General features: G+C 69.4%; 25 protein-coding genes and 1 pseudogene. 8 read left to right on the top strand and 18 right to left on the bottom strand.

Annotation, left to right across the window (positions count from 1 at the left end; translation table 11 throughout):
* The 11 genes and pseudogenes from BA062_RS38715 to BA062_RS38665 form a co-directional block, all read right to left on the bottom strand.
* Positions 1 to 1,273 (bottom strand): annotated as a pseudogene (locus BA062_RS38715) (IS701 family transposase); the annotation flags it as partial.
* A 237-nt stretch (positions 1,274 to 1,510) separates the two neighbouring features.
* Positions 1,511 to 4,687, bottom strand: a complete 3,177-nt coding sequence (locus tag BA062_RS38710; protein WP_110344084.1) for a BTAD domain-containing putative transcriptional regulator — start codon at positions 4,685 to 4,687, stop codon at positions 1,511 to 1,513.
* 117 nt (positions 4,688 to 4,804) lie between these two features.
* Positions 4,805 to 5,257: a hypothetical protein gene (locus BA062_RS38705; protein ID WP_110344083.1), complete on the bottom strand. Its 453-nt coding sequence runs from the start codon at positions 5,255 to 5,257 to the stop codon at positions 4,805 to 4,807.
* A gap of 53 nt (positions 5,258 to 5,310) precedes the next feature.
* The gene (locus BA062_RS38700) at positions 5,311 to 5,793 is read right to left on the bottom strand and encodes a pilus assembly protein TadG-related protein (protein WP_245960240.1); all 483 of its coding nucleotides are present in this window, start codon (positions 5,791 to 5,793) and stop codon (positions 5,311 to 5,313) included.
* On the bottom strand, positions 5,790 to 6,233 hold the full coding sequence (locus tag BA062_RS38695) for a TadE/TadG family type IV pilus assembly protein (protein ID WP_110344090.1): 444 nt from the start codon (positions 6,231 to 6,233) through the stop codon (positions 5,790 to 5,792). Before BA062_RS38695 ends, BA062_RS38700 begins: the two co-directional genes overlap by 4 nt.
* 103 nt (positions 6,234 to 6,336) lie before the next feature.
* Positions 6,337 to 6,726, bottom strand: coding sequence for a TadE/TadG family type IV pilus assembly protein (locus BA062_RS38690; RefSeq protein ID WP_110344089.1), 390 nt, complete (start codon positions 6,724 to 6,726; stop codon positions 6,337 to 6,339).
* A 116-nt stretch (positions 6,727 to 6,842) separates the two neighbouring features.
* Positions 6,843 to 7,031 carry a hypothetical protein gene (locus tag BA062_RS38685; protein ID WP_110344082.1) on the bottom strand — a complete coding sequence of 63 codons (189 nt, stop codon included), beginning with the start codon at positions 7,029 to 7,031 and terminating at the stop codon, positions 6,843 to 6,845.
* A 33-nt stretch (positions 7,032 to 7,064) separates the two neighbouring features.
* Positions 7,065 to 7,958 carry a type II secretion system F family protein gene (locus tag BA062_RS38680; protein WP_110344088.1) on the bottom strand — a complete coding sequence of 298 codons (894 nt, stop codon included), beginning with the start codon at positions 7,956 to 7,958 and terminating at the stop codon, positions 7,065 to 7,067.
* A gap of 14 nt (positions 7,959 to 7,972) precedes the next feature.
* A complete protein-coding gene (locus BA062_RS38675; protein WP_110344087.1) occupies positions 7,973 to 8,899 on the bottom strand; it encodes a type II secretion system F family protein in 927 nt (308 codons plus the stop codon).
* Positions 8,899 to 10,419: a TadA family conjugal transfer-associated ATPase gene (locus BA062_RS38670; RefSeq protein ID WP_110344081.1), complete on the bottom strand. Its 1,521-nt coding sequence runs from the start codon at positions 10,417 to 10,419 to the stop codon at positions 8,899 to 8,901. The genes BA062_RS38675 and BA062_RS38670 overlap by 1 nt, the downstream gene beginning before the upstream one ends.
* Positions 10,416 to 11,324, bottom strand: coding sequence for a CpaE/TadZ family protein (locus tag BA062_RS38665; RefSeq protein ID WP_110344080.1), 909 nt, complete (start codon positions 11,322 to 11,324; stop codon positions 10,416 to 10,418). Before BA062_RS38665 ends, BA062_RS38670 begins: the two co-directional genes overlap by 4 nt.
* A 227-nt stretch (positions 11,325 to 11,551) precedes the next feature.
* On the opposite strand from BA062_RS38665, the gene BA062_RS38660 reads away from it, so the two are divergent.
* Positions 11,552 to 12,763: an IS110 family RNA-guided transposase gene (locus BA062_RS38660; protein WP_110344079.1), complete on the top strand. Its 1,212-nt coding sequence runs from the start codon at positions 11,552 to 11,554 to the stop codon at positions 12,761 to 12,763.
* 5 nt (positions 12,764 to 12,768) lie between these two features.
* Here the strand turns inward: BA062_RS38660 and BA062_RS38655 are convergent, their stop codons facing one another.
* The 3 genes from BA062_RS38655 to BA062_RS38645 form a co-directional block, all read right to left on the bottom strand.
* Positions 12,769 to 13,332, bottom strand: coding sequence for an SAF domain-containing protein (locus BA062_RS38655; RefSeq protein WP_245960238.1), 564 nt, complete (start codon positions 13,330 to 13,332; stop codon positions 12,769 to 12,771).
* 264 nt (positions 13,333 to 13,596) lie between these two features.
* Complete coding sequence (locus BA062_RS38650) at positions 13,597 to 14,637, bottom strand: hypothetical protein (RefSeq protein WP_245960237.1); 1,041 nt, start codon at positions 14,635 to 14,637, stop codon at positions 13,597 to 13,599.
* 2 nt (positions 14,638 to 14,639) lie between these two features.
* Positions 14,640 to 15,065, bottom strand: a complete 426-nt coding sequence (locus BA062_RS38645; RefSeq protein WP_245960236.1) for a hypothetical protein — start codon at positions 15,063 to 15,065, stop codon at positions 14,640 to 14,642.
* A 434-nt stretch (positions 15,066 to 15,499) separates the two neighbouring features.
* Between BA062_RS38645 and BA062_RS38635 the strand changes: the two genes are divergently transcribed.
* The gene (locus BA062_RS38635) at positions 15,500 to 16,138 is read left to right on the top strand and encodes a prepilin peptidase (protein WP_110344076.1); all 639 of its coding nucleotides are present in this window, start codon (positions 15,500 to 15,502) and stop codon (positions 16,136 to 16,138) included.
* A gap of 29 nt (positions 16,139 to 16,167) precedes the next feature.
* Here BA062_RS38635 and BA062_RS38630 read toward each other — a convergent pair whose 3' ends face one another.
* The 4 genes from BA062_RS38630 to BA062_RS38615 all read right to left on the bottom strand — a co-directional run bounded on the left by BA062_RS38630 (position 16,168) and on the right by BA062_RS38615 (position 20,379).
* Entirely contained in the window at positions 16,168 to 16,905 is a 738-nt protein-coding gene (locus tag BA062_RS38630; protein ID WP_110344075.1) for a 5-formyltetrahydrofolate cyclo-ligase, read from the bottom strand.
* A 10-nt stretch (positions 16,906 to 16,915) separates the two neighbouring features.
* Positions 16,916 to 18,082 (bottom strand): helix-turn-helix domain-containing protein, encoded by a 1,167-nt coding sequence (locus BA062_RS38625; protein ID WP_110344085.1) that lies wholly within the window; start codon positions 18,080 to 18,082, stop codon positions 16,916 to 16,918.
* Between the two features lie 179 nt (positions 18,083 to 18,261).
* Entirely contained in the window at positions 18,262 to 18,969 is a 708-nt protein-coding gene (locus BA062_RS38620) for an SDR family oxidoreductase (protein ID WP_110344074.1), read from the bottom strand.
* A 3-nt stretch (positions 18,970 to 18,972) separates the two neighbouring features.
* Entirely contained in the window at positions 18,973 to 20,379 is a 1,407-nt protein-coding gene (locus tag BA062_RS38615; protein WP_281271683.1) for a helix-turn-helix domain-containing protein, read from the bottom strand.
* A 676-nt stretch (positions 20,380 to 21,055) separates the two neighbouring features.
* On the opposite strand from BA062_RS38615, the gene BA062_RS38610 reads away from it, so the two are divergent.
* The 6 genes from BA062_RS38610 (at position 21,056) to BA062_RS38580 (ending at position 25,246) form a co-directional block, all read left to right on the top strand.
* Entirely contained in the window at positions 21,056 to 21,427 is a 372-nt protein-coding gene (locus BA062_RS38610; protein ID WP_110344072.1) for a hypothetical protein, read from the top strand.
* 250 nt (positions 21,428 to 21,677) lie between these two features.
* Positions 21,678 to 21,890 carry a hypothetical protein gene (locus BA062_RS38600; RefSeq protein ID WP_245960235.1) on the top strand — a complete coding sequence of 71 codons (213 nt, stop codon included), beginning with the start codon at positions 21,678 to 21,680 and terminating at the stop codon, positions 21,888 to 21,890.
* A 146-nt stretch (positions 21,891 to 22,036) separates the two neighbouring features.
* Positions 22,037 to 22,519: a hypothetical protein gene (locus BA062_RS38595; protein WP_110344069.1), complete on the top strand. Its 483-nt coding sequence runs from the start codon at positions 22,037 to 22,039 to the stop codon at positions 22,517 to 22,519.
* Positions 22,520 to 22,521: 2 nt separating this feature from the next.
* A complete protein-coding gene (queC, locus tag BA062_RS38590; protein WP_110344068.1) occupies positions 22,522 to 23,226 on the top strand; it encodes a 7-cyano-7-deazaguanine synthase QueC in 705 nt (234 codons plus the stop codon).
* A gap of 395 nt (positions 23,227 to 23,621) precedes the next feature.
* Positions 23,622 to 23,921: an RNA-dependent RNA polymerase family protein gene (locus BA062_RS40900; RefSeq protein WP_245960234.1), complete on the top strand. Its 300-nt coding sequence runs from the start codon at positions 23,622 to 23,624 to the stop codon at positions 23,919 to 23,921.
* A gap of 86 nt (positions 23,922 to 24,007) precedes the next feature.
* Positions 24,008 to 25,246, top strand: a complete 1,239-nt coding sequence (locus tag BA062_RS38580; protein ID WP_110334304.1) for an IS256 family transposase — start codon at positions 24,008 to 24,010, stop codon at positions 25,244 to 25,246.
* Positions 25,247 to 25,296: the final 50 nt, after the last annotated feature.

Genomic DNA, 25,296 nt, shown 5'->3' with positions numbered 1-25,296 from the left:
ACGGCAGCCGCAGGCTGTGATGTTTGAGGCGTTGTCGCTGGTAGTGGCTGCGCTTGGCGCGGGTTTGGTGGAGTCGGCGCCAGGCTGACCAGTGGTCGGCATGGGCTCGGGGGTGATCGGGGTGGGTCAGCTTGGCCCAGAGGCGCCGGATTTCGTTGCAGGACAACGGGATCAGCTGGTCGATGCCGCCTGTGGTGCCCCCTTTGACGCGGTTCGTGCGCGCTCGGTGTGGGCGGTGACGGCGAGGAACGCCGCGGCGAGCATCGAGAGCGTGATGTGCCGGTACCAGGCGTCGTAGCGGCGGACCTGGTAGTGGTCCAGGCCGGTCTCGTTCTTGGCGAACTGGAATGTTTCCTCGATGCCCCACCGGGACCCGGCGACCCGGACCAGCTCGGCGACCGGGACCGGCTGGTTGGCGTGGCAGATGTAGTAGGCCAGCTCGCTGGGCTTGCTGATCGAGCGACGGACCAGCAGGTGGTGCTGGTCGGCTCCGGGGTCGAGCAGCAACCAGTCGTAGAGTCGCTGGCCCTTGCTCCCGTCGCCGGCCGAGAGCCGCTGCCAGCCGCGTCTGGGTGCCGCGGCGGCCAGCTGGTCGGCGCGTTGCGGGCCGGTCGGGGTGGCGAACCGCTGGTCGCAGGACACGGCCATCACGTAGTTGAGGTTCTGCTCGTCCAGCCAGGCGCGCAGTCCGGGGTTGTCGCCGTAGGCCTCATCGGCGGTGAACCACGGCACCGCCTGGTGCCCGTGCGCGGCCAGCAGCCGCTGCAGCATCCGCCGCGCCAGCTCCGGCTTGGTGGCGAAGCCGACCTCGTCGCCGATCCCGGCCTCGGCGCAGCGCTGCGGATCGTCGGTCCAGGAGCGCGGCAGGTACAGCTCCCGGTCGACCAGCGCCCGCCCCCGCGGTGACACGTAGGCCAGGAACACCCCGAGCTGACAGTTCTCGATCCGGCCCGCCGTGCCGGAGTACTGCCGCTGAACGCCAGCGGAGCGGGTGCCTTTCTTCAGGAATCCGGTCTCGTCGGCGGCCAGCACACCGGCCGCATCACCCAGCCGGTCCAGCACGTAGCCGCGCAGGTCATCGCGCACCGCCTCGGCGTCCCAGGCGTAGACAGTTCAGCAGCCGCTGCATGCCATCCGGGCTCAGTTCGCCGGCCTGCTCGGCGAGCGTCCAGGAGTTCTTGCGCTCGGCCCCCGACAGCAGCCCCAGCAGGTACAGCCGCGCCCGGCGCCGCGACTGCACCTGCGCGAACCGGCCCGCCACCAGCCCAAACACCTCACCGAACCCCGCCTGCCAGCGCGCAAGCGGATCACCAACTACAGTCCACGACGCGGCCACCGCGTCAGTTTCAAGATCCAACACACCTTGAAGTTGATCACGCGGTGGCCGCCCTCGTGATCACGACACGCCGACCAAGATCACACTGTGCGGCTGCCGTACTAACCCGAAGGCTCTCATCGGGCACCGAAACGCGTTCACCTGACCCGTCCTGGGCCGTGGCGCCGGCCGCGTTCAACTCGCCGCGCTGCGCCCACGTTCGCCCCTGGCGGCGGGCTGCCCTCGGCCGGCGGGATGGTTGGCCGGGTCGTGGTCGCGGCGTCCGCCCAGGCGGGCCGCCAGTCCGCGCGCTTGCGGCGTGGGCTGTTCGCCCACTTCCGCCAGCCGGGTGGACAGCAGGGTCAGGGTGCGTGGGATGGCGTCGAGCTGGCCGAGGCGTTCCTGCAGCCGCATGATGTCGCGGTAGAGCAGCTCGTTGTGCGGGTCGAATGCCCGCGCGACCTCCAGCAGGTCCAGCGTCTGCTGCGGATCATCCTCGACCAAGGCCCGCGCCAGGCCGGACACGGCGTCGAGGGCGTCGCGGCGAATCGCTTCCCGTGCCGGTTCGATCCACTCGATTTTCGACATGCCGTCGGCCAGCGGCCCGCCGTAGCTGTTGATCACGTCGCGGTAGGCGGCGATGCGTTCGGCGTCGGTGGCCGCGGCGCGGCGGGCGGCTACCGCGTTCTCGAAGCGCCAGTAGTCCACGTGCACCGTTGCTGGATCGAGCCGGTAGTGACCGTTGTCCACCAAGGCGATGTCGGTCACCGCGCCATCGGTGGCCTCGGTCAGGTCACGACGGAGCCGGGACAGGGCGGTGTGCAAGGCGTTGGTTGGGCGTGATGGTGGGTCTTCACCCCACAACGTGGAGACCAGCGTGTCGCGGGTGGTGCCGCCGGGGTGCAATGCGAGCAGCACCAGCAGTTCCTTGGTCCGCGGCTGCAACGCTCCGGTGATCTCCCGCTCCTGCTCGGTCTCGGGATGCCAGTGCACCCGCAGGGGGCCGAGCACGGTGATCGTGATCAGCGCTCGCGCCGTGTCGGTCTCGTCGTCCGCGATGCCGGTGGTCGGCGTGGGTGTGGCCGTGGTCGAGTTGCGTTCGCGGTGCGGTGTCGATGGGTCCTCGACCTCGCCGGGCGGCGCTGCGGGGCGGCGTGGAGCAAGGATCTCCAGCTCTGCCTCGGCGGGTGGCGGCGCGCCGGCGGTGACCTCCAGCTCCGCGTCGGAAACTGGCTCGGCGACGTGTTGTATGCCGCCGCGGTCCGCGTGGTCGGGGCCGAGCCCTCCAGTGTCGTCGGGAGCCCGGCCATCCTCGCCGCACACGGGCACGATGCGTGGCCAGGTCGCCTGCGGGGTGCCCACATTGATGCGGTCGTCCTGGTCAGCCTCGGCCGATGGTTCGGGTTCGGCCTGGCGCAGCAGGGTGAGCAACGCCGCGGTGTGGTCGTCGCCGAGGCGGAACACGCGGGTGCCGCGCAGGGCCTCGCCGAGGCCGGGGCCAGTGGCGGAGATCGTGCCGTCCTCGCGGACGTAGCAGGTGACGCCGGGCTGCCACTGGCCCAGCAGGAGGCCGGTGATGCCGAACGGCGCCCCGTTGTCCAGGACCGCCTGCAGCCGCTGGTGGTGCTGCGGGGGCCTGGCTACCAGGACCAGTGGCGGCCAGGATTTCCGGTCACGGCTGGCCGCGCGCACCAGGGTCTCGGCCTCCAGTGTGTCCAGCGCCTCCTCGAGGTCGGCTACCACGCGCAGGCCGGTGGGCAGGTCCGCCTGGGCAGCAGCACGTCCGAGGACCGCGGCCAGGTCTGTGGCCGGGACGACCACGCTCGTCCCGGCTGCTGTGTGCCCGTGGCCGGCGGCGGCATCGACGGGGGCGGTGAGCGCGGCGACCAGCAACGCGCGGATCGCCGCCGGCGTCCCCGCGCCGATCAGGCCGAGACCACGGGCGACAGCAAGATCGAGGGCGATCTCGCGGCCGTCCCGGACTCCCAATCCCGGCGCGAGGGCGCCTCGCCGCTCGGGGGTGCCGGCCGCGGGGGTGCCGACGATAAGGGCGGGAGGCGGTGGAACCTGCCGCGGCCGTTCACCGTCCGTGGCGTCGTCCTCGTGATCGTCGTCGAGGTCGATCTCGTCGTCGGTCTCGGCGCGCAGGTGCGCAAGCCGGAGTTGGTACACGACGGGCGCCACGGGTAGGTCGTCGCGGTCGCCGCTGCCGGGCCGGTATCGGGCGCGGTAGCGGCGGCGGGCGACCAGCAGCGCGGCGCTGACCGCTGCCGCCAGGCCGAGCCCCACGAACAGCTCCGGCCCCCACGTGAAGCCGGGTTCTGCCGTCACCGTGGGACGTGGATGGGTGCCGGTCGCGGCGGGTGGTTGCTCGGAGGGGGCAGGCGTCGCCGGGCTGGACGGCGCAACGCTCGTTGGCGGCGCTGTGGTGCTTGGTGTCGGCGTGCTGGTGGGCGGTGCCGTGGTCGGCGCTGGCAAGGTCGGCGTCGGCACGGACGGGCGCTGCGGGGGTTGAGCGGGCTGGTTTGGCGCGGTCTCGTCGGCGGGCAGGGCCAACTCCTCGCCGGGGAAGATCAGGCTCGGCTGGGTGAATGGACGCCCGTTGGGTTGCGGCTTGCCCTTGTTGAGATCGAAGATCTCTGGCCAGCGCGCGCCGTCGCCGAGGGTGCGCTGCGCGATCCGCCACAACGAGTCGTAGACCCCGTCGTGCGGCGCCAGCACCACCACCGACACGGGATGCGCGGGCGCGCTGTGGGTGGCCGCGCCAGTGGCGAGGGTCTGGGTGGCGGCGACCGCGTCGCGCACCACCACGATGTCCTCGACGGGCGCGGGGTGCTGCCACGCCGGGGCGGTGGCCACCACGTGTCCGCCGCTGCCGAGCGCGGCGGACAACGACGCGGCCGGTGCCGGTGCGGGCCGGTTGCCCAGCACGGACAGCAGGATCGCGCCGATCAGGACGCCCGCCAGGGCGTGCATCGGTCCGGCTGCGGAGAAGTCCGGCAGGCGGGCGGCGTCGAACCCGCCGCGTACGAGGTCCACGCTGCATCGCAGTACGTCGATGGTGAAGGCGACCCAGACGATCCAGATGGTGCAGGCGAGGAAGTCCAGCAGGAACGTGGTGGTCATCGGGCCAAGCAGTACCGCGTGGACCTCGGTCAGGGTCGGGACGTGGTCGGGCAGGGGCCAGCCGATGTAGTGCCACAACGCCCACGGCAAGCCCGCCACGAGCGCGACCAGCACCGCGGCGGCGATCACTCCTCGCAGTACCCGGCCGACGAATCGGAGCGCACCAGCCAATACTGCTCCGCCGCGGCGGCGCGTCCTCGGTGGCTGTGCCTCCTTGCGGCGGGCGTTGTGCGATTGCGCGGTCACGGCGTGCTCGATTCCTTGGTCGTACAGGGTTATTGCCCGGTCACCACGTCACCTGGGTCCGGCGCGGATCGATGACCGGTCCGATGCGTGCCAGTCCGCCAGCACGGTCGCGTGTCCTCACCCGACATCGACGGGAACACGCTCGACCTGCTCCACGTCCCCGTTGGCGGTGCTGGCGCGAGATGGGACACGGTCAGGCGTGGCTGTCTGAGCGGTCGGTGCCGTCCCCGCCGTGGATCGTCCGCTGCGGGTGTCGTGCTCGCCGGCCGCCGCCCCGGTGGTCCGCTTACGCCTGGTGCGGCCCGTCTTGCGGGTCGTGCGTGCTGTTAGCCAGCGGGAGAGGTCGGCGGCTGGCACGTCGGTGAACGAGGCGAGTTCGTCGACGTCCATGACTTCTTGGGCGGCGGCGAGTTCGTCGCCGAGTTGGCGTTCGATGTCGCCCAGTTGCTCGGCGAGGGCAGCTCGGCGCTGAGCGAGTTCGCCGACCCGCTGCGCGGCTGCGGCTCGCTTGGCGCTGCGGGCGGCATCGGCCTGCTCGACGCGACGGGCGATCTCCTCAGTCGTGGCCATCGGTAATCTCCTTGTCGTTGAAGCACTTCAGGGTGTGCGTGCGACTGGCGCGTTCATGGTTCGACGGTCACCACACCCCTCTGGGGATGGGCGCTGCCGGTCCCGTGCACGGTCAGGCTGGAGATCCCGACCAGGCCCAGCAGTTGCGTGCCTTGAGTGGCGGTGATGCTGACGGTCACGGTGTCCCCGGAGACGGTCACGCTGCCGGAGGCGCCCACGGTGGCGAGGTAGCTTTGGGCATCCGCGACGGCCTGGGCCGGGACCAGTTGCAGGGTGCCGGTGTTCCGATAGGCGGATAGGTCGATGGCCTGGGCGCCGGCACGGGCGGCTGCCTGCGCCTCGCCGTTGGCCTTGACCTTCGCCGCCAGCGCCAAGCCACCGTCCAGTGTGAGCCCGGCCAGGGCAAGGATTCCGACCACCAGCACGACGATGAACGCGGTCGCGCGCCCCTCGTCGGCCCGCCACCAGTCGCGCCAGCCGGCTCGCCACCCGGCGCTGCGCCGGGTCGGCCGTGCGTGCCGTCCCCGGCCGGTCATGACCCGCCCCCTGCGGCGTTGACGGTGACCGCGCGCCAGGTGTCGATCGGCTCGATCGCGTTGGCGGACAAGCGTTTCTGGCCGGGTACGCCGAGGATAAGCGCGTCGCCGAAGTCGACGGTGCAGGTGACTGTCACGCTCACCGTGCCGCCCGGCCGCATTCCACCGGTGGCGGTGTCGGTAGTCACCGATGCGCAGCTCACCCCGGCCGAGGACAAGGCACTGGTCGCGGCGGACTGTGCCGCCGCGACCGCCGTGGCTGGGGTGCGTTCCAGGCTGGCCGCGCGGGCGGCCTGGTGCGCGGCGTCGTCGATGCGCAGCCGCGCGTCGACGCCTCGGTGGATGACCACGGCGACGAACACCAGCAGCATGATCAGAAACGGGGTGGCGATCGTGACTTCCGCCGCGACGGAGCCCCGGTCTGCGTGCCACCACGCCACCCACCACCGCACGTGGCGGCGTTCGGCCCTCAGCGGCCGTCCTGGGCGGCGGGACAGGGGTAGGGTTGCCGCGCGGTTCCGCGTCGTCGGTGTCATGGCCGTGTCACCCGCCCGCCAGATCCGGGACGAACCGCTCGACCGGTCCGGCCGCCTCGGCGTGCACCGGCAAGTGCAGGAACGGGATCACCGAGGTGGCGGTCCCGGAGATCCTGATCGACGCGGACGTCGCGGTGCGGTCGGCGCTGACGCTGGCGCCGGTCAATGGGCCGCGCGCAAGCTGGTCGAGCATCTGCTGCGCGCTCGCGCTGCCCGCGGCCGCGGTGCCGTCCTGGGCTCGCGTGACGGCGAGTCCCTGGGAGGCGGCGGCCTGCGCGATGTGCGTGGCGTGGCTCCACAGCGCGAACTGCACGATCGCCAGCAGCATCAGCAGAAGCAGCGGCGTGGCGATCACCAGCTCGGCGCTGACCGCGCCGCGGTCGCCGCGCAGCAGCATCTGCACCCGGCCGCGTGAGCCCGGCCGTCCACGCGCATGCTGCGGCCGAAGACGGCCCGCACTACCGCCACCGCCGCATACGTTGCGAAGCAACACTGGTACCCGGCGCATCGCGGCTACAACTGGATGCCGTTGGCCTTGGCGGTGACCTTCGCGATGATGATCGCGATGATCACCAACGCCGCCGCGACCAGCAGCGCGGTCACCAGGACCGTCTCGGTTGAGTATCCGGCGTCGGGTTGACGGCGCAGCAGGTCCCACCGCGCCTTCACTGTGGTCCACAATGCCACCAGGTAAGGCTGCATCGCGTTTTCCTCCCTTTCCCCTAGACCCCAAACTCAGAGTCCATTGAGGACTTGCGTGAGCGCGGGGTAAGTGATGAAGGCCAAGAAGCCCAGGAACAACGCCATCACCGGCAGTGACATGCGTTCGGTGGCGGCCTGGGCGTCGCTCTCGGCGTCGGTGAGCTGGTGGGTGCGCAGCGCGCCGGCCTTGGCTGCCAGCGAGGTGCGGACCTTGGCGCCCTCGGTGCCGGCCAGGCTGACCGACGCGGCGAGTTCGGACAGCTCGGTGACGTCGAGTTCCTCGCCGAGCTGGCGCAGCGTGGCCCACGGGGTGGTGCGGGTCAGACGCGCGGTGTCCAAGGCCCGGCGGATCTGCTCGAACGCCCAGCCCCTTCCGATGGCGACCGAGTCGTTGAGCGCGCTGTCGACCCCGGCACCTCCGGCGAGGGTGATCCACACCAGGTCCAGGTACGCCGACAGGGCGTGGCGGAACCCGGTGCGTAGTTTCGCCGCGTCGGAGCGGGCTTGCAGGTCGGGCAGAACGAACCCGGCGGCGGCCAACACCAGCGCGGCGACGAGCGGGAACTCCACGCCCAACGACAACCCGGCCAGCGCCAACAGCAGTTGCGCCAGCACCGGCACGAGCAGTCCACCGATCGCCAAGGTCGCCTTCTCCGACAAGTGCGTGGCGACCGGCCGCCCGATGACGGCCAGATCGCGGGCCAGACGCGGTCCGGGCAGGCCGAGCGCGCGCAGCGGCGCGATGAACGGGCGGCCGAGCTTGGCAGCCCAGCCGGTGTCGTCGGTGGCCAGGATCGGGGTCGGTGCTGGCGGCGTCGTCGCGCGCGCCAGGACCTCGCCCAGCGCCGGACGGGGCGGGAACAGCCACACCGCCAGCGCCCACACGCCGACACCGAACCCGGCTCCCAGCACGAGCGCGATGAGCACACTGGTCACGGCGGTCACACCTGCCTTTCCGCGACCAACGGGGCGTGGCCGGCTGTCGTGTCCTCGGTCAGCGACAGGAAGCGGTCGGGCTCGGGCACCGCGGCGATGCGCGCCAGCCACGCGAAACCGAGTCCGAAAAGGACACCGATTCCCAGCAGGACGATCTGCCCGGTCACCGTGTCGAAGGCCGACAAGTAGTGGCGGTTGAGCAGTGTCACGAGCACGGCGAACCCGAGCGTGGTGCCCACGATCACCCGCACCGACGTCCGAGTTCGGGAGCGCCCGGCCTCCACGCGCATCCGCATCGAGGCTTGCTCCCGTGCCGCGTGAGCGAGCGAGCCGAGCAGGTCGGCGAGCTGGCGGGCCTGTTGCTCGGCGGCCAGCACCAGCGCGGCGATCACGAGGTCGCCGGTGGGGTCGGCGAGGTGGTCGGCCAGGCGGCGCAGCGCCGGCGCCAGGCGGTCACCGTTCTCGATGCGCTCCGCGAGGTCGGTGATCTCGCTGCGGATGGCCGGCGGTGCCAGCGGTGCGGTGGCGAGGATGGCCTGTTCCAGGCCGGCGGCGGCCGACAGCGTGTCCCGCAGCATTTCCGTCCAGGTCGCGATGGCCTCGATCCGGGCGACACGGCGAGCGTGCTCGGGGTCGCGGCCCAGGATGCGGGGCAGCGCCCACACCGCGAGGCCGGCCAGCACCGCACCGACGACCCAGCCCGTGGCCACGCCGACCAGCACGCCCACCGCGATGGCCAGCCCGATCCGCAGCGTTCGGCGCTGGTCGCCGGGTACGGCCTGGGTCCGACGGGGCCTACGCCATCCGGAGGACCGGGCCGGGTCCGTCCCGCGCCAGCCGATGATGACCAGGAGGAGTCCGATGCCGACGCCGAGGCCCAGTAGCGCCGACAGCGCGGTCGTGGCGCTGATCGTGATGTTCCCGGCGGAGATCACCGTGGCCACCACCCTTCGGGCTCTTCCAGCAGGCCAGGGTCGAATCCGGCGTCGACCAGGTCGTCGAGGGTGTCGGTGCGCAGCGCCCCGGCGACCGGGCGGGCGCGGCGGTCAGGGCCGGGCCGGTAGATCTCGTTGGAGATCACCTGCGGCCCGTCGGCGCCGACGACCTCGCGGATCGAGGACACGACGCGGGTGGTGCGGTCCAGACCGCGGGCCAGGTGCACGACGAAGTGCACCGCGCTGGCCACCAGCAGGTTGGTGGCTTCCAGCGGGAGGCGTTCGACGCCTTGGGCGGCGTAGGAGGCCAGCCGGGTGAAGGCGATCCGGGAGCTGCTCGCGTGCAGGGTGGCCATCGATCCGTCGTTGCCCTGGCTCATGGCGTTGCACATCGGGATGACCTCGGGGCCGCGGATCTCGCCGACGATCACGCGGTCCGGGCTCATGCGCAGGCCCCACCGGACCAGCTCGGCTTGGGAGATCGCGCCTTCGCCTTCGACGTTGGCCTCGCGGGCTTGGAAGGCGGTCACGTCGGCGTGGATGTCCGGGTCGAATTCCAGGCCGAGTTCGAAGGCGTCCTCGATGGTGACGATGCGCTCCATCGGGTCCATCTCCGATGCGAGGCCGCGCAGCAGGGTGGTTTTGCCCGCGCCGGTCCCGCCGGTGATCAGGATGTTCTTGCGGGCGCGCACCATCGCCCGCAAGAACTGCTCCAGGCCGGGATCGAGGGTGCCGCGAGCACGCAGCTCCGGGAGGGTGACGGTGAGGTAGCCGTGCCGGCGGATCGACAGCGAGGTCACCCCGCCCGCGGTCAGCCCCATCACCGCGAACAGCCGTTCCCCACCGGGGAGCTGGAGGTTGACCGCCGGCGAGCCGTAGTCGAAGCGGCGTTCCTGGCTGGACGCACGCGCTGCCAACAGCCGGACCAGGTCGGTGAGCTCCTCGTTCGACGAGGCGATCGGGGCGACCTGGGCGCGGCGGCCGTCGGTGTACTGGACGAACACCCGGTCGTAGCGGTTGGCGTTGATCGTCTCGATCCGCGGGTCGTCCAGCAAAGGCTGGAGCCCGGCCATGCCGAACAGCTCGTTGATGACCTCGGTGATCACCCGCTGCTCGACGTCCCGGTCGACCAGCGCGCGGTTAGCCATCAGCTCGTTCTCGCTGTGCGCGCGGATGGCCTCGTCCAGGATCGCCCGTGCCAGCTCACGGCGGCCTTCCCGCGTGACCGCGACACCGGTGCGGCGCTGCTGGGCCTCCACCTGCCGCGGCAGTTCGGCGCCGAGGGTGTCCCGCAGGTGTTGGCGAAGCCGTCCGAGGGCCTCGGTGTTCTGCACCGGGTCCGCACCGGCGGGCGCTGCTTGCCCGGACGTCGGGAAGCCGGGTCGGTGCGGTTGCCGCGTCGGTTCTTGCCAGTCGGGGTTGGCAGGCAGGCCGTCCGGTCGCCAGCCGTCGGTGTGCTGCCGTTGGTGGGGGTGCAGGGGAACGGGCGGCGGGTAGCCGCTGTTCGGGTGGTTCATGACGCTTGCCCTCCGTGCGAGCCGCCCCTGCCGCCTGGACCGGGCTGCTGGGGTGCCGGCGCGAGCCGGAGGCCGCCGGACGCGATCGGGCTGGCCGGCACACCGGGCACGGCCCGCAAGAGCGGCACCGGCTGGTTGTCGGCTGGTGCCTGGTGCGGCACGGCAGGCGGCGGCGCCTGCTGGGCGATGATCACCTTGGCGACCTTGTGCGCGACCTGTCCCAGCGCCGAGTGCGCCGGTCCGCTGCGGCCCCACCGCAGCGAGTTGGGCCGACCGCACAGCACCGCCGCGCCGTGCGGGTCGTGCGGTACCCGGCCCAGCGGCTGCACGCCCAACTCGCGAGCAACCTCAGCGGGCGAGTAGCCCTCGCCGACCAGCAGCATCGCCGGATGCGGAGTCCAGCGGCCGATGGACTGAAGCCGCCGTGCCAGGTGCGCGAGGTCGTCCGCATGGGCACGGCTGAGCAGGATCAGCGCGTCGGCCGAGCGCACGATCGGCATCGCCGCCGACCCGGTGTCGATCCGGCCGCAGTCGGCGATCACCACGGTGTTCGGTGTGTTCGCGGCGGTTCGCAGGATGCCTGCCCCGCTGGTCGGCTCGGCCAGCGCGGACAGGGCGGCTCGCGCGCGGTCGGCGTCCGGCGGCGCCGTGATCACCGGTAGGCCACCGGGCAGGGCTTGCGCGTGCTGCCACAGCAGCGCCGGGTCGTCGCTGCGCCGGGCGGCAGCCCCCAGGCTCACCAAACCGGGTGTCGACTCCAGCGAGAACCGGATGCCGAGGTCCCCACCGGACGGGTCGGCCTCCACCAACAGTGCCCGCGCCGGTGCCGGCCAGCGCGCTGCCAGCGCGACGGAGAACGTCGTCACCCCTGGCGAGCCCTTCACACTCACGACGGCGATCAACATCACTGACCCCTAACGTCGTAGCTGTCCAGGGCGAGGCTCTGGATGCCCGGAAGCGGTGAGGCGTGGCTGATCACTGACTGTCGTTGGTGAGGCTCGGGGTGGATGGCCACCTCGCCGCACGGGACGCTCCGGCTGCTGATTGAGACGTGTGGCGGTTTGTCGCTATTTAGGGGTATGCCAGCGGAGTCGTCCGTCGGGCTCGTCCGACGATCAGGAGGTAGGACCGCATGCCGGTCCCGCACGTGGCTTGGATCGGCATCGACGCCGGCAAGCTGTCCCACCACGCCACAGCACTCGACGCCGACGGGCAGGTGTTGTGGTCGCAGCAGGTCACCAACGACCAGGCCGTGATCGAGAAGCTGATCACCAAGGCAACCGGCACCGCGACCGAGGTGCGGTGGGCGGTGGACCTGACCTCCGCGTATGCCGCGCTGCTGCTGGCACTGCTGGTCGCGGCCGGGCAGCAGGTGGTCTACGTGCCCGGCACCATGGTCAACCGGATGAGCAGCGCATTCTCCGGCGAAGGCAAGACCGACGCGCGCGACGCCAAGGTCATCGCCGAGACCGCCCGCCTGCGCCGCGACCTCGCCCAGATCACCACGCCGGACGAGCTGATCGTCGAACTGGCGCTGCTGGTCGGCCACCGCGCCGACCTGATGGCCGACTGGGTGCGCGGGGTGAACCGGCTGCGGGACCTGCTCACCCGCGTGTTCCCAGCAGCACTGGAACGGGCGTTCGACTACTCCAACCGCGCCCCGCTGATCCTGCTCACCGGCTACTGCACCCCGGCGACTATCCGCCAGGCCGGTGCCGCGGGCCTGTCCGAGCACCTGCACACGCATCGGGCGCACCGTGCGTCGATCCCTGGCATCGTCACCAAGGCCCTGGCCGCCGCCGAGGCGCAAACCCTTGCCCTGCCGGGAGAATCCACCACCGCGACGCTCATCACCCGCCTGGCCGCGCACCTGCTCGACCTCGACCGGGAGATCAAGGAACTCGACAAACTGCTGGCCAAGAAGTTCCGCACCCACCCGCAAGCGAAGATCATCGAGAGCATGCCCGGCATGGGACCCGTACTCGGCGCGGAATTCCTCGCGATCACGGGAGGAGACCTGGCCGCGTTCGGCAGCTCGTCCCGGCTGGCCACCTACGCCGGGCTGGCACCGGTGCCCAACGACTCCGGCCGCCGCAGCGGAGTCCTGCACCGCCCGCTGCGCTACCACCGAAGGCTGCGCCACGTGTTCTACATGGCCGCCTTCGCCAGCATCAAGCCCGACGGGCCATCGCGCGAGTTCTACCAGCGCAAACGCGCCGAGCGGCAGCGCCACAGCAAAGCCATGATCGCCCTGGCCCGCCGCCTGGTCGACGTCATGTGGGCACTGTTGCGCGACAACCGCCTCTGGGAACCCGCAACCCCGTCTATAGCCACTGCCACTTGACACGATCATTGAGATCCACTCCCCGCAAGCATCACGACCGAAAGCTGGCCCGCAGGAACGGCGGCGATCTGACGGGCAGCTGCTGGCGTCACCTGCACCGACACCACGGTGAGCTGCTGGTTGGGCGGCGTGGTCACGCTGGTGACCACTGCCGGCCACGTTGTCGTGGAATCCGGCGTCGGCGGGTTGGCGAGTCCGGCGCCCGCTTGGCCGGGCACGAACACCACCGACACGTGCGCGCCTGGCGACACCTCCGGCGGGAACTGGCCCGCCTTCAAGGACAAGGCTGCCAGCGCTTGGCCGTTCGCGGGAACTCCGCTTCCGCTCACCGCGTCCAGCGTGAGCAGCGCCCCGGCGGGCAGGTTCTCCGAGAGCGTCTTGCCCACCACGGTGGCCGCCTGGCTTACATCCACAACGGACACACCGGGGTCGACGGCGACGTTGACCTGCTTGAGATCCTGCGCGGTCAGCACCTGCCCGACCGACACCGGTTGGGCCAGTGCCAACACTGATTCCTTGGTCCCGGAGTTGAGCGACACCACCAGGAATGCGGCGGCACACGCCAGCACGAGCAGCGCTCCCAGCAGCAGGTGTGGGATGCTGCGCCGCCGTTTGGTGCCCCGCAGCCGTGAGGTGGGCTCTTACCGTCCGTAGTCCAGGTGCCGGTGTCCGACGTCGTGGGTCGGCTGGTATCCGGCTGGGCTGTGATGTTGGTGGTCACGCCGGTCCCTCCAGGCATGGGGGTAGTGCGCCGCGTCGCCGAGGTTTTGCAGCGAGCGGAAGGACGAATTCCTACTTGTGTTGTTGTGGAAGGGAGGTGGTGCCCGCGAGGGTCAGCCGCCGCCGTTGTTCAGGGCTTGGGATTCCGCGACGCGGAAGGCCGCGTTGCCGGTCGTGGTCATGTCCGGGAACGTTCCGCCCTGGCCAGCTCCTGACCAGGTGACCGTCCAATGGACCGTCGCGGTGACCGGGAACGCTTGGGACGCTTGGCTTGCCGAGGAGGTGCGGTAGGTGTGGCCGCAGTCCGACGAGGGCGCTTTCGGGTCCGTGCCGGGCTTGAACGGGGTACCGGCACCGGTGCAAGTCACCGTGCTGCCGTCACCCATCGACCAGGACACCGAGGTCGGTGTCGCCACCGCGGTCACCGACACGCCAGGAACCGAGGCCGTCGCCGAGACCGGCCCCCAGCCGCTCGACAGCCACATCCACGTCGGCAGGTTCACCAACTGCTCACCGGCAGGGTTCGCCGCGATCGTCGGAGTGGGCAGCCGCAACTGGTTGTAGGCCATCTGCGCCAGTTGAGCTGGCGAGGGCAATGGCGCGGCGCCCGGCGGTTGTCCGTTCGGGATGAACACGGGCGGGTGATAGAGCCCATCAGTGACGCCCGCCGTGGTGCATTTCCAGACGTACCAAGAACCTTGCTGCCCTGGTGCCGGACCGGCGACGGGCAGAGCGGCTGGAGCAACGCGCTCGACTGGGCGCGTGAGGGCGATCAATTGCACGGTCGTGCTGTTGGAGGGCGAGGGTTGCCGGTATGCGGCGGTGATCGCGCCAGCGGGCGGTTGATAGTCGCTGGGCACGTAGGAGCAGTTCGCCAGGTTGCCGCCGCCACCGATGATGGTGTCGCCGTTCCCGCCGTTGGAGGGACCGCCGGTGTTGCCACCCGAACCGCCGTTGTGGGTCGGATTGTGGCCACCGCCAGGGTTTCCACCCTGGCTGCCGCCGGTGCCACCTGTCCCAGCGCCCAGCTGGCAATCCGGCGTCGGAATCTGACTGCAATTCACGTTTCCCCACGGGTCACCCGCGAACGCCGGGACGACTCCACAGAACAAACCAACGACAGCCAATGCTGCTACAACAACGACGCGCCTCATGGTCAACAGCTCCCCAGATCATGCACGCCGAAATCGCTGACCTTCCAACTGCCATCGGCCTGCTTCTGCACCGTCGCGTTGATCAGGCGACGGCCTCCGGGCGTGTTGTCAGCGAGCTGGCCGTTATCTGCGCGGTACTGCAACCAATGGGACGAGTCGCCGCAGTCGGTGATCATCACCTTGGTCGGGTCGTTCGGAGGGTCCACGGAGGACACGCTCGGATGCAAGACAGGGGAACCTCGGCTGACCAAGCCGTTGTAGTGGTCGGCGTACAGCCCGCGAGAGATCGTCGACAGCGCCAATCCGGTGGCGTACTGAGAAAGCTTGGGTGACTGCCAGTCCGACGTTGTGGCCGCCGCTGCGTAGTCAGCCCACATTCCTTGGTACGCAGCCAAAGCCGCCTGCTTCGCAGCGTCCACCGGCGACATAGCCGTGCTCGACGGCGCCGCCGAAGTTGTCGACGGGCGCGTTGGGCTGGGTGACGGACTGCTCGCCGTGCCCGAGCTACACGCGGCGGCTATCGTCACGACGGCGGCCGTCGCGAGTACCCCCAGCGTCCGGCACCCCCCGGCGATCAACACCTTGCCGGTTACCACGACCCACCCCCCGATCGGCAGAGACGATCAACCAAACATCAAGTGACACTCACCACGTCTACACCACGGACCCCCACTGACTTCAAAGTCTGCAAGGACTGACTTTGAAGTCGGAATAAGCCCGTCTAGGAAAAGTTCACTCTTTTGGGCTACACGCTCACTGAGCGCGCTCGCGTCGAGTAACACTTGAGACGCGACTGGCGGATTCCGAGGAGCAGATTGGTGTCAGATCGACTACGGCACGTCACCGACAATGGTGTGGGCTAATGTCCGCCGCGTTCATCGCTTCATGGGCGGGTGCCGGAACCATCGTCGGCGCGGCGGTCGCGGCATACACCCGGCGGTTGCTCACCTCGCCTCCGTCCAGGTTGCTGATGTCTGGGCTCGCCGCGACGCTGCTAACCGCCTGCGCGTTCGGCGGCCTGGCATGGCGCTTCGGGAACCAGTTCGACCTTCTCCCGTACGCCGTGCTCGCCGCCGTCGGACTCGCCCTCGGCCTGATCGACCTCATCGAGCAACGCCTGCCAAGCGGACTCGTTTACTCCGGTGCCGTCCTCGTCGGTGTGTTGCTAGCGACTTCAGCGCTCCTGCACTCCCGAGGACCGGACTTGCTGCGCGCACTGGCCGGCATGGTGATCATGGCTGCGTTCTATCTCGTTCTGGCGTTGGCCTCCGGCGGAGGACTGGGGGCCGGAGATGTGAAGTTGGGTGGCCTGCTGGGGCTGGCGCTTGGGTGGTTGGGTTGGTCGGCCCTGGTCATGGCGACCTTCCTGGGATGGTTCGCCGCGGCCCTCGTGTGGCTGGTCCTCCGGATGGCGTGGCGAAAACCGCAAGGCTCGCTGCTGCCGATGGGGCCGTTCCTGGTGCTGGGTGCCTTGCTCACGATCGGCGCGCTGACGGCTTGACCTCGACCGGCAACCCAACGCGGCGCAGGCTACCGATCAGCCCGACCAGGAGCGCGGGCCGCCAGGGTCGGGATCGCAGCAATCTTCTCCGGGCTCAGGTGATCCCAGATCAGCCCGGCAGGTCGACGTGGCGGACTACAGCGGATGACTTCCTCCGGCGTGACGATCAAGTCGACGCTGAAGTCGTGCTCGGTTTCCGGCAGTGGGGTGTCAACGACCTGTAGCGCGTGCACGGTGGTCACGATGGTGGTATCTGGTCCGATCACCCCGGCCTCTTGGAGGAGAGCCACTTCCAGGTCTGAATAGCCAGCTCCCTTCCCCAGCCGGACGCCGCCGCGGTTGACCGCCACACTGCCGCAAATGATCAAGTCGATCGGAAGGAGTTCGTCGACGCCGACGTTGCGTGCCACGTCGGCGGCTCCGTGGCTGGTCGCGGCGACCTCGGGCGGAACAGGCAGGGTAGCCGGGTCGAGTAGGTAGAAGGGGTGCTGTTTCGCGAGTTTCGGCACCGCCATGAATACGATCTTGCGCTCGCGCAGAGCTCGGACTCGGGCGGGGAGCTGGGCCTTGTCAGGGACCGCCTTGATCACACGGCTGGACTGCCACGCCGGCAGGTCGGCCAGCCGGTCGGCCGCGGCTTGGGCACCGACGAAGTTCGGGATGCGGCCGTGGACATCGGAGTCGAGTGCGGCGTTGTGCTGTTCGAGCAGGTCCCAGATGCGTTCGCGGATGGCATTCTTCGCGTCGTCGACGTTCGTGCTTGCCACTGTGCTCCTTCTAGGCGGCGGTCATCAGGGAGAGCAACCGGTCGTAGACCTCGCTGACAAGGTGTTCGGTCCGCCAGCGTCGAAGTTCCTTTCCGGCGTCGAACACGATGTTCAAGCCGCCACCACCTCGTGTCTCCTCGACCACGTCGATGGCTTCGTGCAGCGCGGCGGTGGCGGCGTCGAGTTCGCCTTGGCGCAGGTGAGCGAGACTCAGATTGCCCAAGACGATGGCGCGGGATTTGTTCTGTCGTCGGATGCCGCGCGCGGTCTTCTCGAGAGCTTTCTGGGCGCGGCGGTGATCACCGAGGAACAGGTAGCAGGAACCGGCCATTCGATCGAATTGAGAAGGCGAGAACAGGAACCCAGCGACGTCGTCCGCGTTTGTTTTTCCGAACCGGGTTTCCGCTTCGGCGAGTGCCTTCTCACACGCGCGTTGGTCACCCAGCATGGCGTGAGCCTCCGCAGTGTGCAGCAGGGCCAACCCAGTGATCACGTTGCTGGTGTTGGAGGTCGTGTGTGCGGTCTGTTCGGTCAGGGTGAGTCCGGCGCGGGGATCACGCTCGCCGTACAAGGAGATGTAGCTCTTACGCAGCAGCGCGTGCCCCTCGGCCGCCGTGTTGCCGATTTCGCGAGCAGCCGCGATCGCGTTTTCGAAGTGGGCTCGCGCGTTGTCATGGTCCCGGCGCTGGGAGGCGTCCCACACCAGCTGCCCCATCAACGTCGCAGCTTCGGCTTCCACCTGGCGCAATTCCAGCCTGGTCCGGCCGTTCGGGGCGTGTTGTCCGAAGAAGGAGATCTGGCCGAGTGCGAGTCCGGCGTCCGCGAGCAGTGAAGTGGACGGCACGCGATCGTATCGCTCATCGAGTCGCTGAACGCGCTCCCGCAGATGGCCGACCGTGATCAAGTCCAGGCGTTGCGGCGCGACCAAAGCGTGGGAGATCCGATCGGGTCCTGGCGGGGCGACGTGCGCACCAGGGGCGAGCAGTGCGTCGAGGGTGTCGAGGGAGACCTTCAGCGCGCGGGCAAGATCAGGTTGGTTCCACGGCTGGGGTGTCAGGGTGCCGCGTTCCCACCGGCCGACCGTCGACCGATCGATGCCCAGGTGCTCGGCCAATGATTCTTGGGTGAACCCCATCGCCGCACGGCGGCGTGCGAGCCCTTCGCGTCCGGTCGCCATGTTCGTCCCCGTCCTGTCGACCGACACCGATGTTCCCGTTACTGTTTGCCCAGGTCAAGGCTAGGACGCGCCGAAGCGGTGACCAGGCTTACCCCTTGTTGATCTATAGCAGGTCGACATCGGTCCGACACGGACAGGGCGAGTTCGCCGGTCTATGGAGGTGCCCTCCAGCGGGGGCTTCACCATTCCAGCGGTTCGCGGTCGTAGAAGAAGCCGCCGGTGGGGCCGTCGTCGGGCAGCGTGGCCAGCCAGACCGGCGTGTCCGCGCCCTGTTCGACGCTGCGCGGCGCGTTCGGGCCACCGAGATCGGTGCGCACCCAACCTGGCGAGGCGGAGTTCACTAGGATCCCGGTGCCAGCCAGTTCAGCGGCGAGGACCCGCGTCAGTGCGTTCAGAGCGGCCTTGGAGACCCGGTAGGCCGGCTCGGTCGGTCGGGTCATGTGGTGGAGCGAGCCGAGGGTGCTGGACATGTTGACGATCCGGCCGTATCCAGCCGCACGCATGGCAGGAATGACGGCTTCGGCGCACTGCCAGGCGCCGAGCACGTTCACCTGCCAGACGTGGGAGGTGAGGTCGGGATCGATGTGCGATGGTTGCTGGTCGCCGTCGCTGATCCCGGCGTTGTTCACCAGGATGTCGATCCGTCCGTGCTGTTCGAGGACGTGTTGGACCGCCGTGGTGATCGTGTCGGGTGCGGTCACGTCCAGGCGCGCGGCCGAGGCGGCACGTCCTCGGGTGCGGAGTTCTTCGGCAACGCTGCTCGCCTGAGCCAGGTCGCGGGCGGTCGCGACGACGTGGATATCGAGTTCGGCGAGCTGGCGGGCGATGGCGTAGCCGAGACCCCTGTTCGCGCCTGTTACGAGCGCGACCCTGCGTGAGCTGGGCATTCGTCAGGCGGCCAGGTCGGCGAGGCGACGATCCAACTGCCGTACCCGAGGTTCCCGGTCGTAACGCGACATCGTCTCGCGCGCGGCGCGGATGGTGTGGACGGAACGCACCGAACCGGTCCGGCCAGCGAGGTCGGCCGCGAGGTGAAGGTCGTCGCAGGCCAGTTCGAGGTCGTCGGCGTGCAGGTGCGTCTCGGCGCTGCGGACGTGGTAAATCGTGCGGTCGCGGACGTACTGCGGGTTCATCGTGTGCAGCGCGTTGTCGATGAGCGGGCGGGCCTTGGTCGGCTGACGGAGATCGACCCAGCAGGCGGCGGCTTGCGCGTCGAGTTCGGCCTGGTCGAAGAAGTAGATCCAGTCCGGTTCTGGTGTTCCCAGCGTCGTCGCGTCGAGGCGTCGTTCGGCCTCGTTGAGTGCGCGGCCGCAGGCTGCTGCGTCGCCCGCCTTCGCGTAGGCCCGTGCCTTCCGGCTGGCCAGCAATGCTCGAAGTCGTGGCGTGGCGGTCCGCTTGGCCTGTTGCTCGGCGGCGTCGATCAACGCGATGGCTTCCTGGCAGTGGCCGGTCAGGGTGGCCTGGAAGCTCATGCACGCCAGGACGTGCGCGCCGGTCAGGGAGTCGTTCGCGCTGGCCGAGGATCGCAAGGCCGCGACGTAGTAGGTCTGGGCTGCCGCGTGGTGGGCGGCGTCGAAGTGCAACCATCCGCACAGACGGGCGGCCTCGGTTACGAGGCTGAACAGTCGCTGCCCGACGGCGCCGCTGTAGTCGGTCTGGTCGGCGAGGCGGGTCAGCCAGCGGAACTCCGCCACCGCGAGCTGGTGTAGCTCTCGGCCGCCGAACTCGTCATCGAGCTGTCGCAGGTCGGCCAGCCGGTGGTCGAGCCGGTCCACAACCGCGCCGGACAGCCGAGCGTGTTGGTCGGCCAGCCCAGCCTGCATCACCGGATCTTCCTCTGCCAACGCAGAGCCCCATCGGTCCGCCAGCCCCGCAAGCGCGGCACCCGTAATGATCAAGAACCCACGGCGGTCCATTGAGCCTCCCGCAACCTCGTGCAGAACCTGCTTCGTCCCGGCGATTGACCACGGCGGCTCCAACACGCTGGCCTGTCCCGCCTGGTGCCAATCTGGCCAAGCGAAGTCCGTGACCGCGCGGCTCGCCGACTCGAGCATGACAGAACGGCCGGTGAGCTGGCCCGCATTGGCTGGGTCGACATCGAGGAGATCAGCGAGCACGTTCTGGGAGACGCCGAGGGCTTTGGCGAGGTCGGGCTGGTTCCAGGGCTGCGGGGTTCCGGTTCCCCGTTCCCACCGGCCCACCGTGGATCGCTCGAGTCCCAGGTGCTCGGCGAGCGTCTCCTGGGTGAAGCCCATCGCCGCGCGACGTCGTGCTAGCCCGTCTCGTCGTGTCGCCATCTTCGTCCCCGTCCGGCTAGACCGCCCCTGATATTCGCGTCGCCGATTGGCCAGGTCAAGACTATGGCCACGAGAACCCCGACAATTCGGCGGGTCTCCATGCCCTGCGAGAAGTCGCACCGCCATCGAGCAACATGGGTACCATTCCCTCACGCCGCTCCGCGGGGCCACGTAACCTCGACGCTCGCAACGTCGGGCCTGATCGGCGGCATCGGGAAGCTTCGTGACACACCGTGTCGGCCTGCTTCACCCAATCAGCGTATACGCCGCACTGGTGGTGTTTTTGCAGGTCAACTGCGGTAACGCTCCATCCGCGCCTCATCGCCGCCCCACGGTTGCCCTGGTCCGGCCCCGTGTGTCCACCGTTTAGTTGTTTCCGGTGTTCGCAGCCGCAACAACCAGAAGCTCGAAATTGGCGACGGATACCTGCTGGCTGGCGTCGAATGGTTAGCCGGTACTGATCGCGGGCCGCTTTCCGGTAGCCCGTGAATGAAAACTGCCCGACAAACAAATAAGGGACTCGCTGACTATTGGAGTAGACGATGCTCTCCCAGCGATTCGCGACGCCCTGCGCTTCGCGATGCCCACAGACTCAGCTCGCTGTGCCGTGTTCGTCCGTGCAGCCGGTGTGTCGACGGGAACGGAGTAGGACCACCGCGCGAGGCGGTGCAGCACGATGACCAACGGACCGTGGACCGTGATGTGCCGTGACTTCGCCGGCCGCGAGCGGCCCCTTCGTGTTGTCGTGCGCGGCGCCGAGGTCGTCATCATGGCTCCCCCAGGGGAGACCGCGGTGCTCGACCACGCCGCATTCGCCCAGCTCCGTTCCGCCGTCGCGCAGGCCGCTCAGGCGGTGACCGCACCCGCGCCAGGTGCACCTGGCCGCGCTCCGGCGACCGGCACGGCGAGCACGGCAGAGCAGTACAACGGCGGTCGGCCCCCAGCCGCCGAGGGGCGCCCTGCTCTGCCGCCATATCGCGGCGGGACCACGACCCCGATACCTGGTCCCGCCGCGATCCCCGCCCTTGTGGCCGGTGAGCGCGCGTGATCGCCGTGATCACGGCGAGCGCCGCGTTGGTGTTCGTCTGCTGCCTGCTGCGCTTGGCGTTCCAACGTCGCCGACGGACCGAGTCGGTCTACGCCGGTGCTCACCGCCGCGCACGCAGCCAGCCTCCTTGCCCGACCCTGCGGTACGCGATCGCCACCGCTGGCACACACGGCCTGGGCATGATCCGAGAAAGCCCCGCCAAATGAGGCGAACCGCTGACTCCGTGCCTGCCGCGACATTGCTTCGCCGGTTGGGATGGCAGCACCGCACAGTCGCCTGCCGTGACGGCGACGGGCTGCGTACCGCTCTGCACCTGCGGCGGCGAACACACGAGATCGTCGAGATCGAGCTACCCGGCGGCCGTCTCGCCCAGTTGACCAACCTCGAAGCAGGGCGGCTTCGCGCCGCCCTGCGCGAGGTGCTGCTCGACGAGCATCGGCCTCACCGAACGGGAGCGGCATAACCAGACGCGAGGCCGGGCCGGACGCCACGGACCTCGCCATCGAGCGGGCGCACGCCCGCACCACCGACTGCGGCCGGGCGGAAACGGGAGCACGACGACTTCCGCTCGGCCGCCACCAAAACCCGAATCGAGGAGGACCGGGATCAATGACAACACTGATCGATCACCCACCCGCCCAGCGTGACCACCAATCTGACCAGCGGGACCGGGTCTACCACGACGTCTTCGCGTGGCCCACCACCATCGACAACGTCACCGGCGAGGTGCGGCTGCGGCTCGGCACGGTCGTCGACGCGCTGATCATGCGCGCCGGATTCGCCGCTGAGGTCAACAACGTCCTCGTGCGGCACATGTTCCGCGCGCCGATCATCACCGTTCCCGGCAACCCCGCCGACTGGATCTTCATCACCCGGCCACGGACGACGTTGCGGCAGTCGGTGTGGGAAGACCTCATGCGCATCCAGGTCGGGTGGAAACGGCGCGGCCAGACAATCCTGTTGCCCGCGCTGGACAACACCACCGACGGCGTGAGGTGGCTCGAACAGCCACAGCAGCACGCGGACCTTCCCCCTTGGACCGCCGTCGTCGCCGCGGCCCGCAAGGCGTCCTCGGTCTGCGGGGCGTGGTAGCCGTGCCGATCGAGCCATCGCCCCATCGGCACCCGCGCCACGCCATCGTGATCGCCTCCGGTGGCCTGGACTCCACCGTGCTGGCCTACTGGCTGGCCGCACGTGGGGCCGAACTGACACTTCTGTCGTTCGACTACGGCCAGCGGCACCGTGTCGAACTCGAACACGCCGCCGAGATCGCCACCCTGCTTGAATGTCCACACGAGATCGTGAACCTCTCGTCGCTGGGTGGACTGCTTGTCGGCTCGGCGCTGACCGATAGCGACGTGGCGGTGCCCGACGGGTACTACACCGACGAGTCGATGCGGGCCACGGTCGTCCCGAACCGCAACGCGATCATGCTCGACATCGCCGTCGCGGTAGCGGTCGCGCGCAAGGCCGACGCGGTGGCGTTCGGCGCGCACGCCGGCGATCACGCTATCTACCCGGACTGCCGACCCGAGTTCGTCGAGCGGTTCACCCGCTCGGCCCGCACCGCGAACGAGGGCCTGTTGGTCGAGGAGTTCGAGATCCTCGCGCCGTTTCTTGACCAGAGCAAGACCGACATCGTCCGGCTCGGCTCGGCGCTCGGGGTTCCGTTCGAGCGGACCTGGTCGTGCTACCGGGGCGAGACTGTGCACTGCGGCACGTGCGGAACCTGCACCGAACGCAAGGAGGCATTCGAGCAGAACGACATCCCTGACCCCACCAGCTACAGCCGCGCGTGAGGAGGTGAAGCGTGGTGGCAGGCGACCAGACAGCCTTGACAGGGCCTGGGCGGGGCCGTCGTTCCCGACGCGACAGCCCGCGCGTGTTGGGGTGCGAGCCGGTACAGCGTGGCGAGGGGATCGTTCCTGCCGCCCAAGCACCCAGCACGGTAGCGCAGCGGGCTGGTGCCACGCCAGCGCACCCTGCCGGGCCGCAGTCGCATTCGCTGATGCCGTTGCTGTCGGAGCCATGCCTGCGTCGCGCGTTGCGGCAGTGCGGACGACGCGCCTCCGCTCCGGGCGCCGACGGAATGACCTGGGGTCAGCTCCGCCGCCACGCGAACACCGTCCTGCCCCACCTGGTCACCCAACTCGCCGACGGGACGTGGCAGCCCGGAGCAGTTCGAGATGTGGCAATGCCGACCTACACCGGCAAGCAGATGCACGCCTTCATCCCGCCCGTGCTCGACCGGCTGGTGCACCGCGCGCTGCGTAACGCCATCGAACCCGTCCTGGAGGCGTGTGCCTTCCAGGACTGGGTCTCGGGATTCCGCCCACGCCGCAACCGCATCACCTCGCTACGCCAGGCCGCCATCCACCACCAGGCCGGTTTCCGATGGGTGGCCGACCTCGACGTCGCCTCGGTATCCGAGGGCGCGACCGTCGAGGAAGTCATGGTTGCGTCCAATAGCGTGGTGTACGGACCGGACGCCTGACGGAAGGTCGGGCGTGTCGTAGCCGGAACGAGGACGGTCACCGCGTGATCCTTCAAGACGACCAAGTCAGAAGGAGTTCTCACGCGATGACCTCTGTCCAGCGTATCGATCCGTCCGCGATGTTGTCCGACCAACTCGCCGAGGCGAGCCCGGATCTGTTGCGGAACCTGTTGTCCACGTTCGTCCAGGCGTTGATGGGCGCCGAGGCCGACGCCGTGTGCGGGGCCGGCTATGGCGAACGCTCCGAGGAGCGGGTCAACAGCCGAAACGGCTATCGGCACCGCGACTTCGACACCCGTATCGGCACGATCGACCTGGCGATCCCGAAGTTGCGCTCGGGCAGCTACTTCCCCGAGTGGCTGCTCGAACGCCGTCAACGCGCCGAACGCGCGTTGACGTCGGTGGTGGCCACCTGCTACCTGCTGGGCGTGTCGACCCGGCGCATGGAGAAGCTGGTCGAGTCTCTCGGGGTGAAGGGTCTGTCGAAGTCGCAGGTGTCGATCATGGCCGCCGACCTGGACGCGCAGGTTGAGGCGTTCCGCACCCGGCCGCTGGACCAGGGCCCGTACACGTTCGTCGCCGCGGACGCGCTGGTGCTGAAGGTGCGGGAGAACGGGCGCGTGGTGAACGTGCACTGCCTGGTCGCTACCGGCGTCAACGGCGAGGGCTACCGCGAAATCCTCGGCGTCCAGGTCACCAGCGGCGAAGACGGCGCCGGGTGGCTGGCGTTCTTCCGTGATCTGGTCGCCCGCGGCCTCTCAGGCGTGCAGCTGGTGACCAGCGACGCGCATGCCGGGCTGGTGGCCGCGATCGGCGCGACCCTGCCCGGCGCGTCCTGGCAACGCTGCCGCACGCATTACACGGTGAACCTGATGTCGGTGTGCCCCAAGGCATCCTGGCCATGGGTGCGGACTCTGCTGCACTCGGTGTTCGACCAAGCCGACGCCGAATCCGTTGCCGCTCAGTACGACCGGACGCTCGACGCGTTGAGCCACAAGCTACCGAAGGTGGCCGAGCACCTGGACGCGGCCCGCGCGGACCTGCTGGCGTTCACCGCTTTCCCCAAGCAGATCTGGCGTCAGATCTGGAGCAATAACCCGCAGGAGCGGCTGAACAAGGAGATCCGCAGGCGCACCGACGTGGTCGGCATCTTCCCCGACCGCCAAGCCATCATCCGGCTCGTCGGCGCGGTCCTGGCCGAACAACACGACGAATGGATCGAAGGCCGCCGCTACCTCGGCCTGGACGTCCTGACCCGCTGCCGCACCACCACCCAGCCCACCAACCCCGAGGAGGACACCACCCCAGCAGCCCTCACCGCATAACCCGACCACGGATTACGCGGTGACCTTCGATACACCACGTCTCTGGACTT

This window comes from Prauserella flavalba (assembly GCF_003202235.1).
Classification (GTDB): domain Bacteria; phylum Actinomycetota; class Actinomycetes; order Mycobacteriales; family Pseudonocardiaceae; genus Prauserella_A; species Prauserella_A flavalba.
Note: the sequence above shows the minus strand (reverse complement) of the source record. Positions and strands in the feature narration are given on the sequence as shown.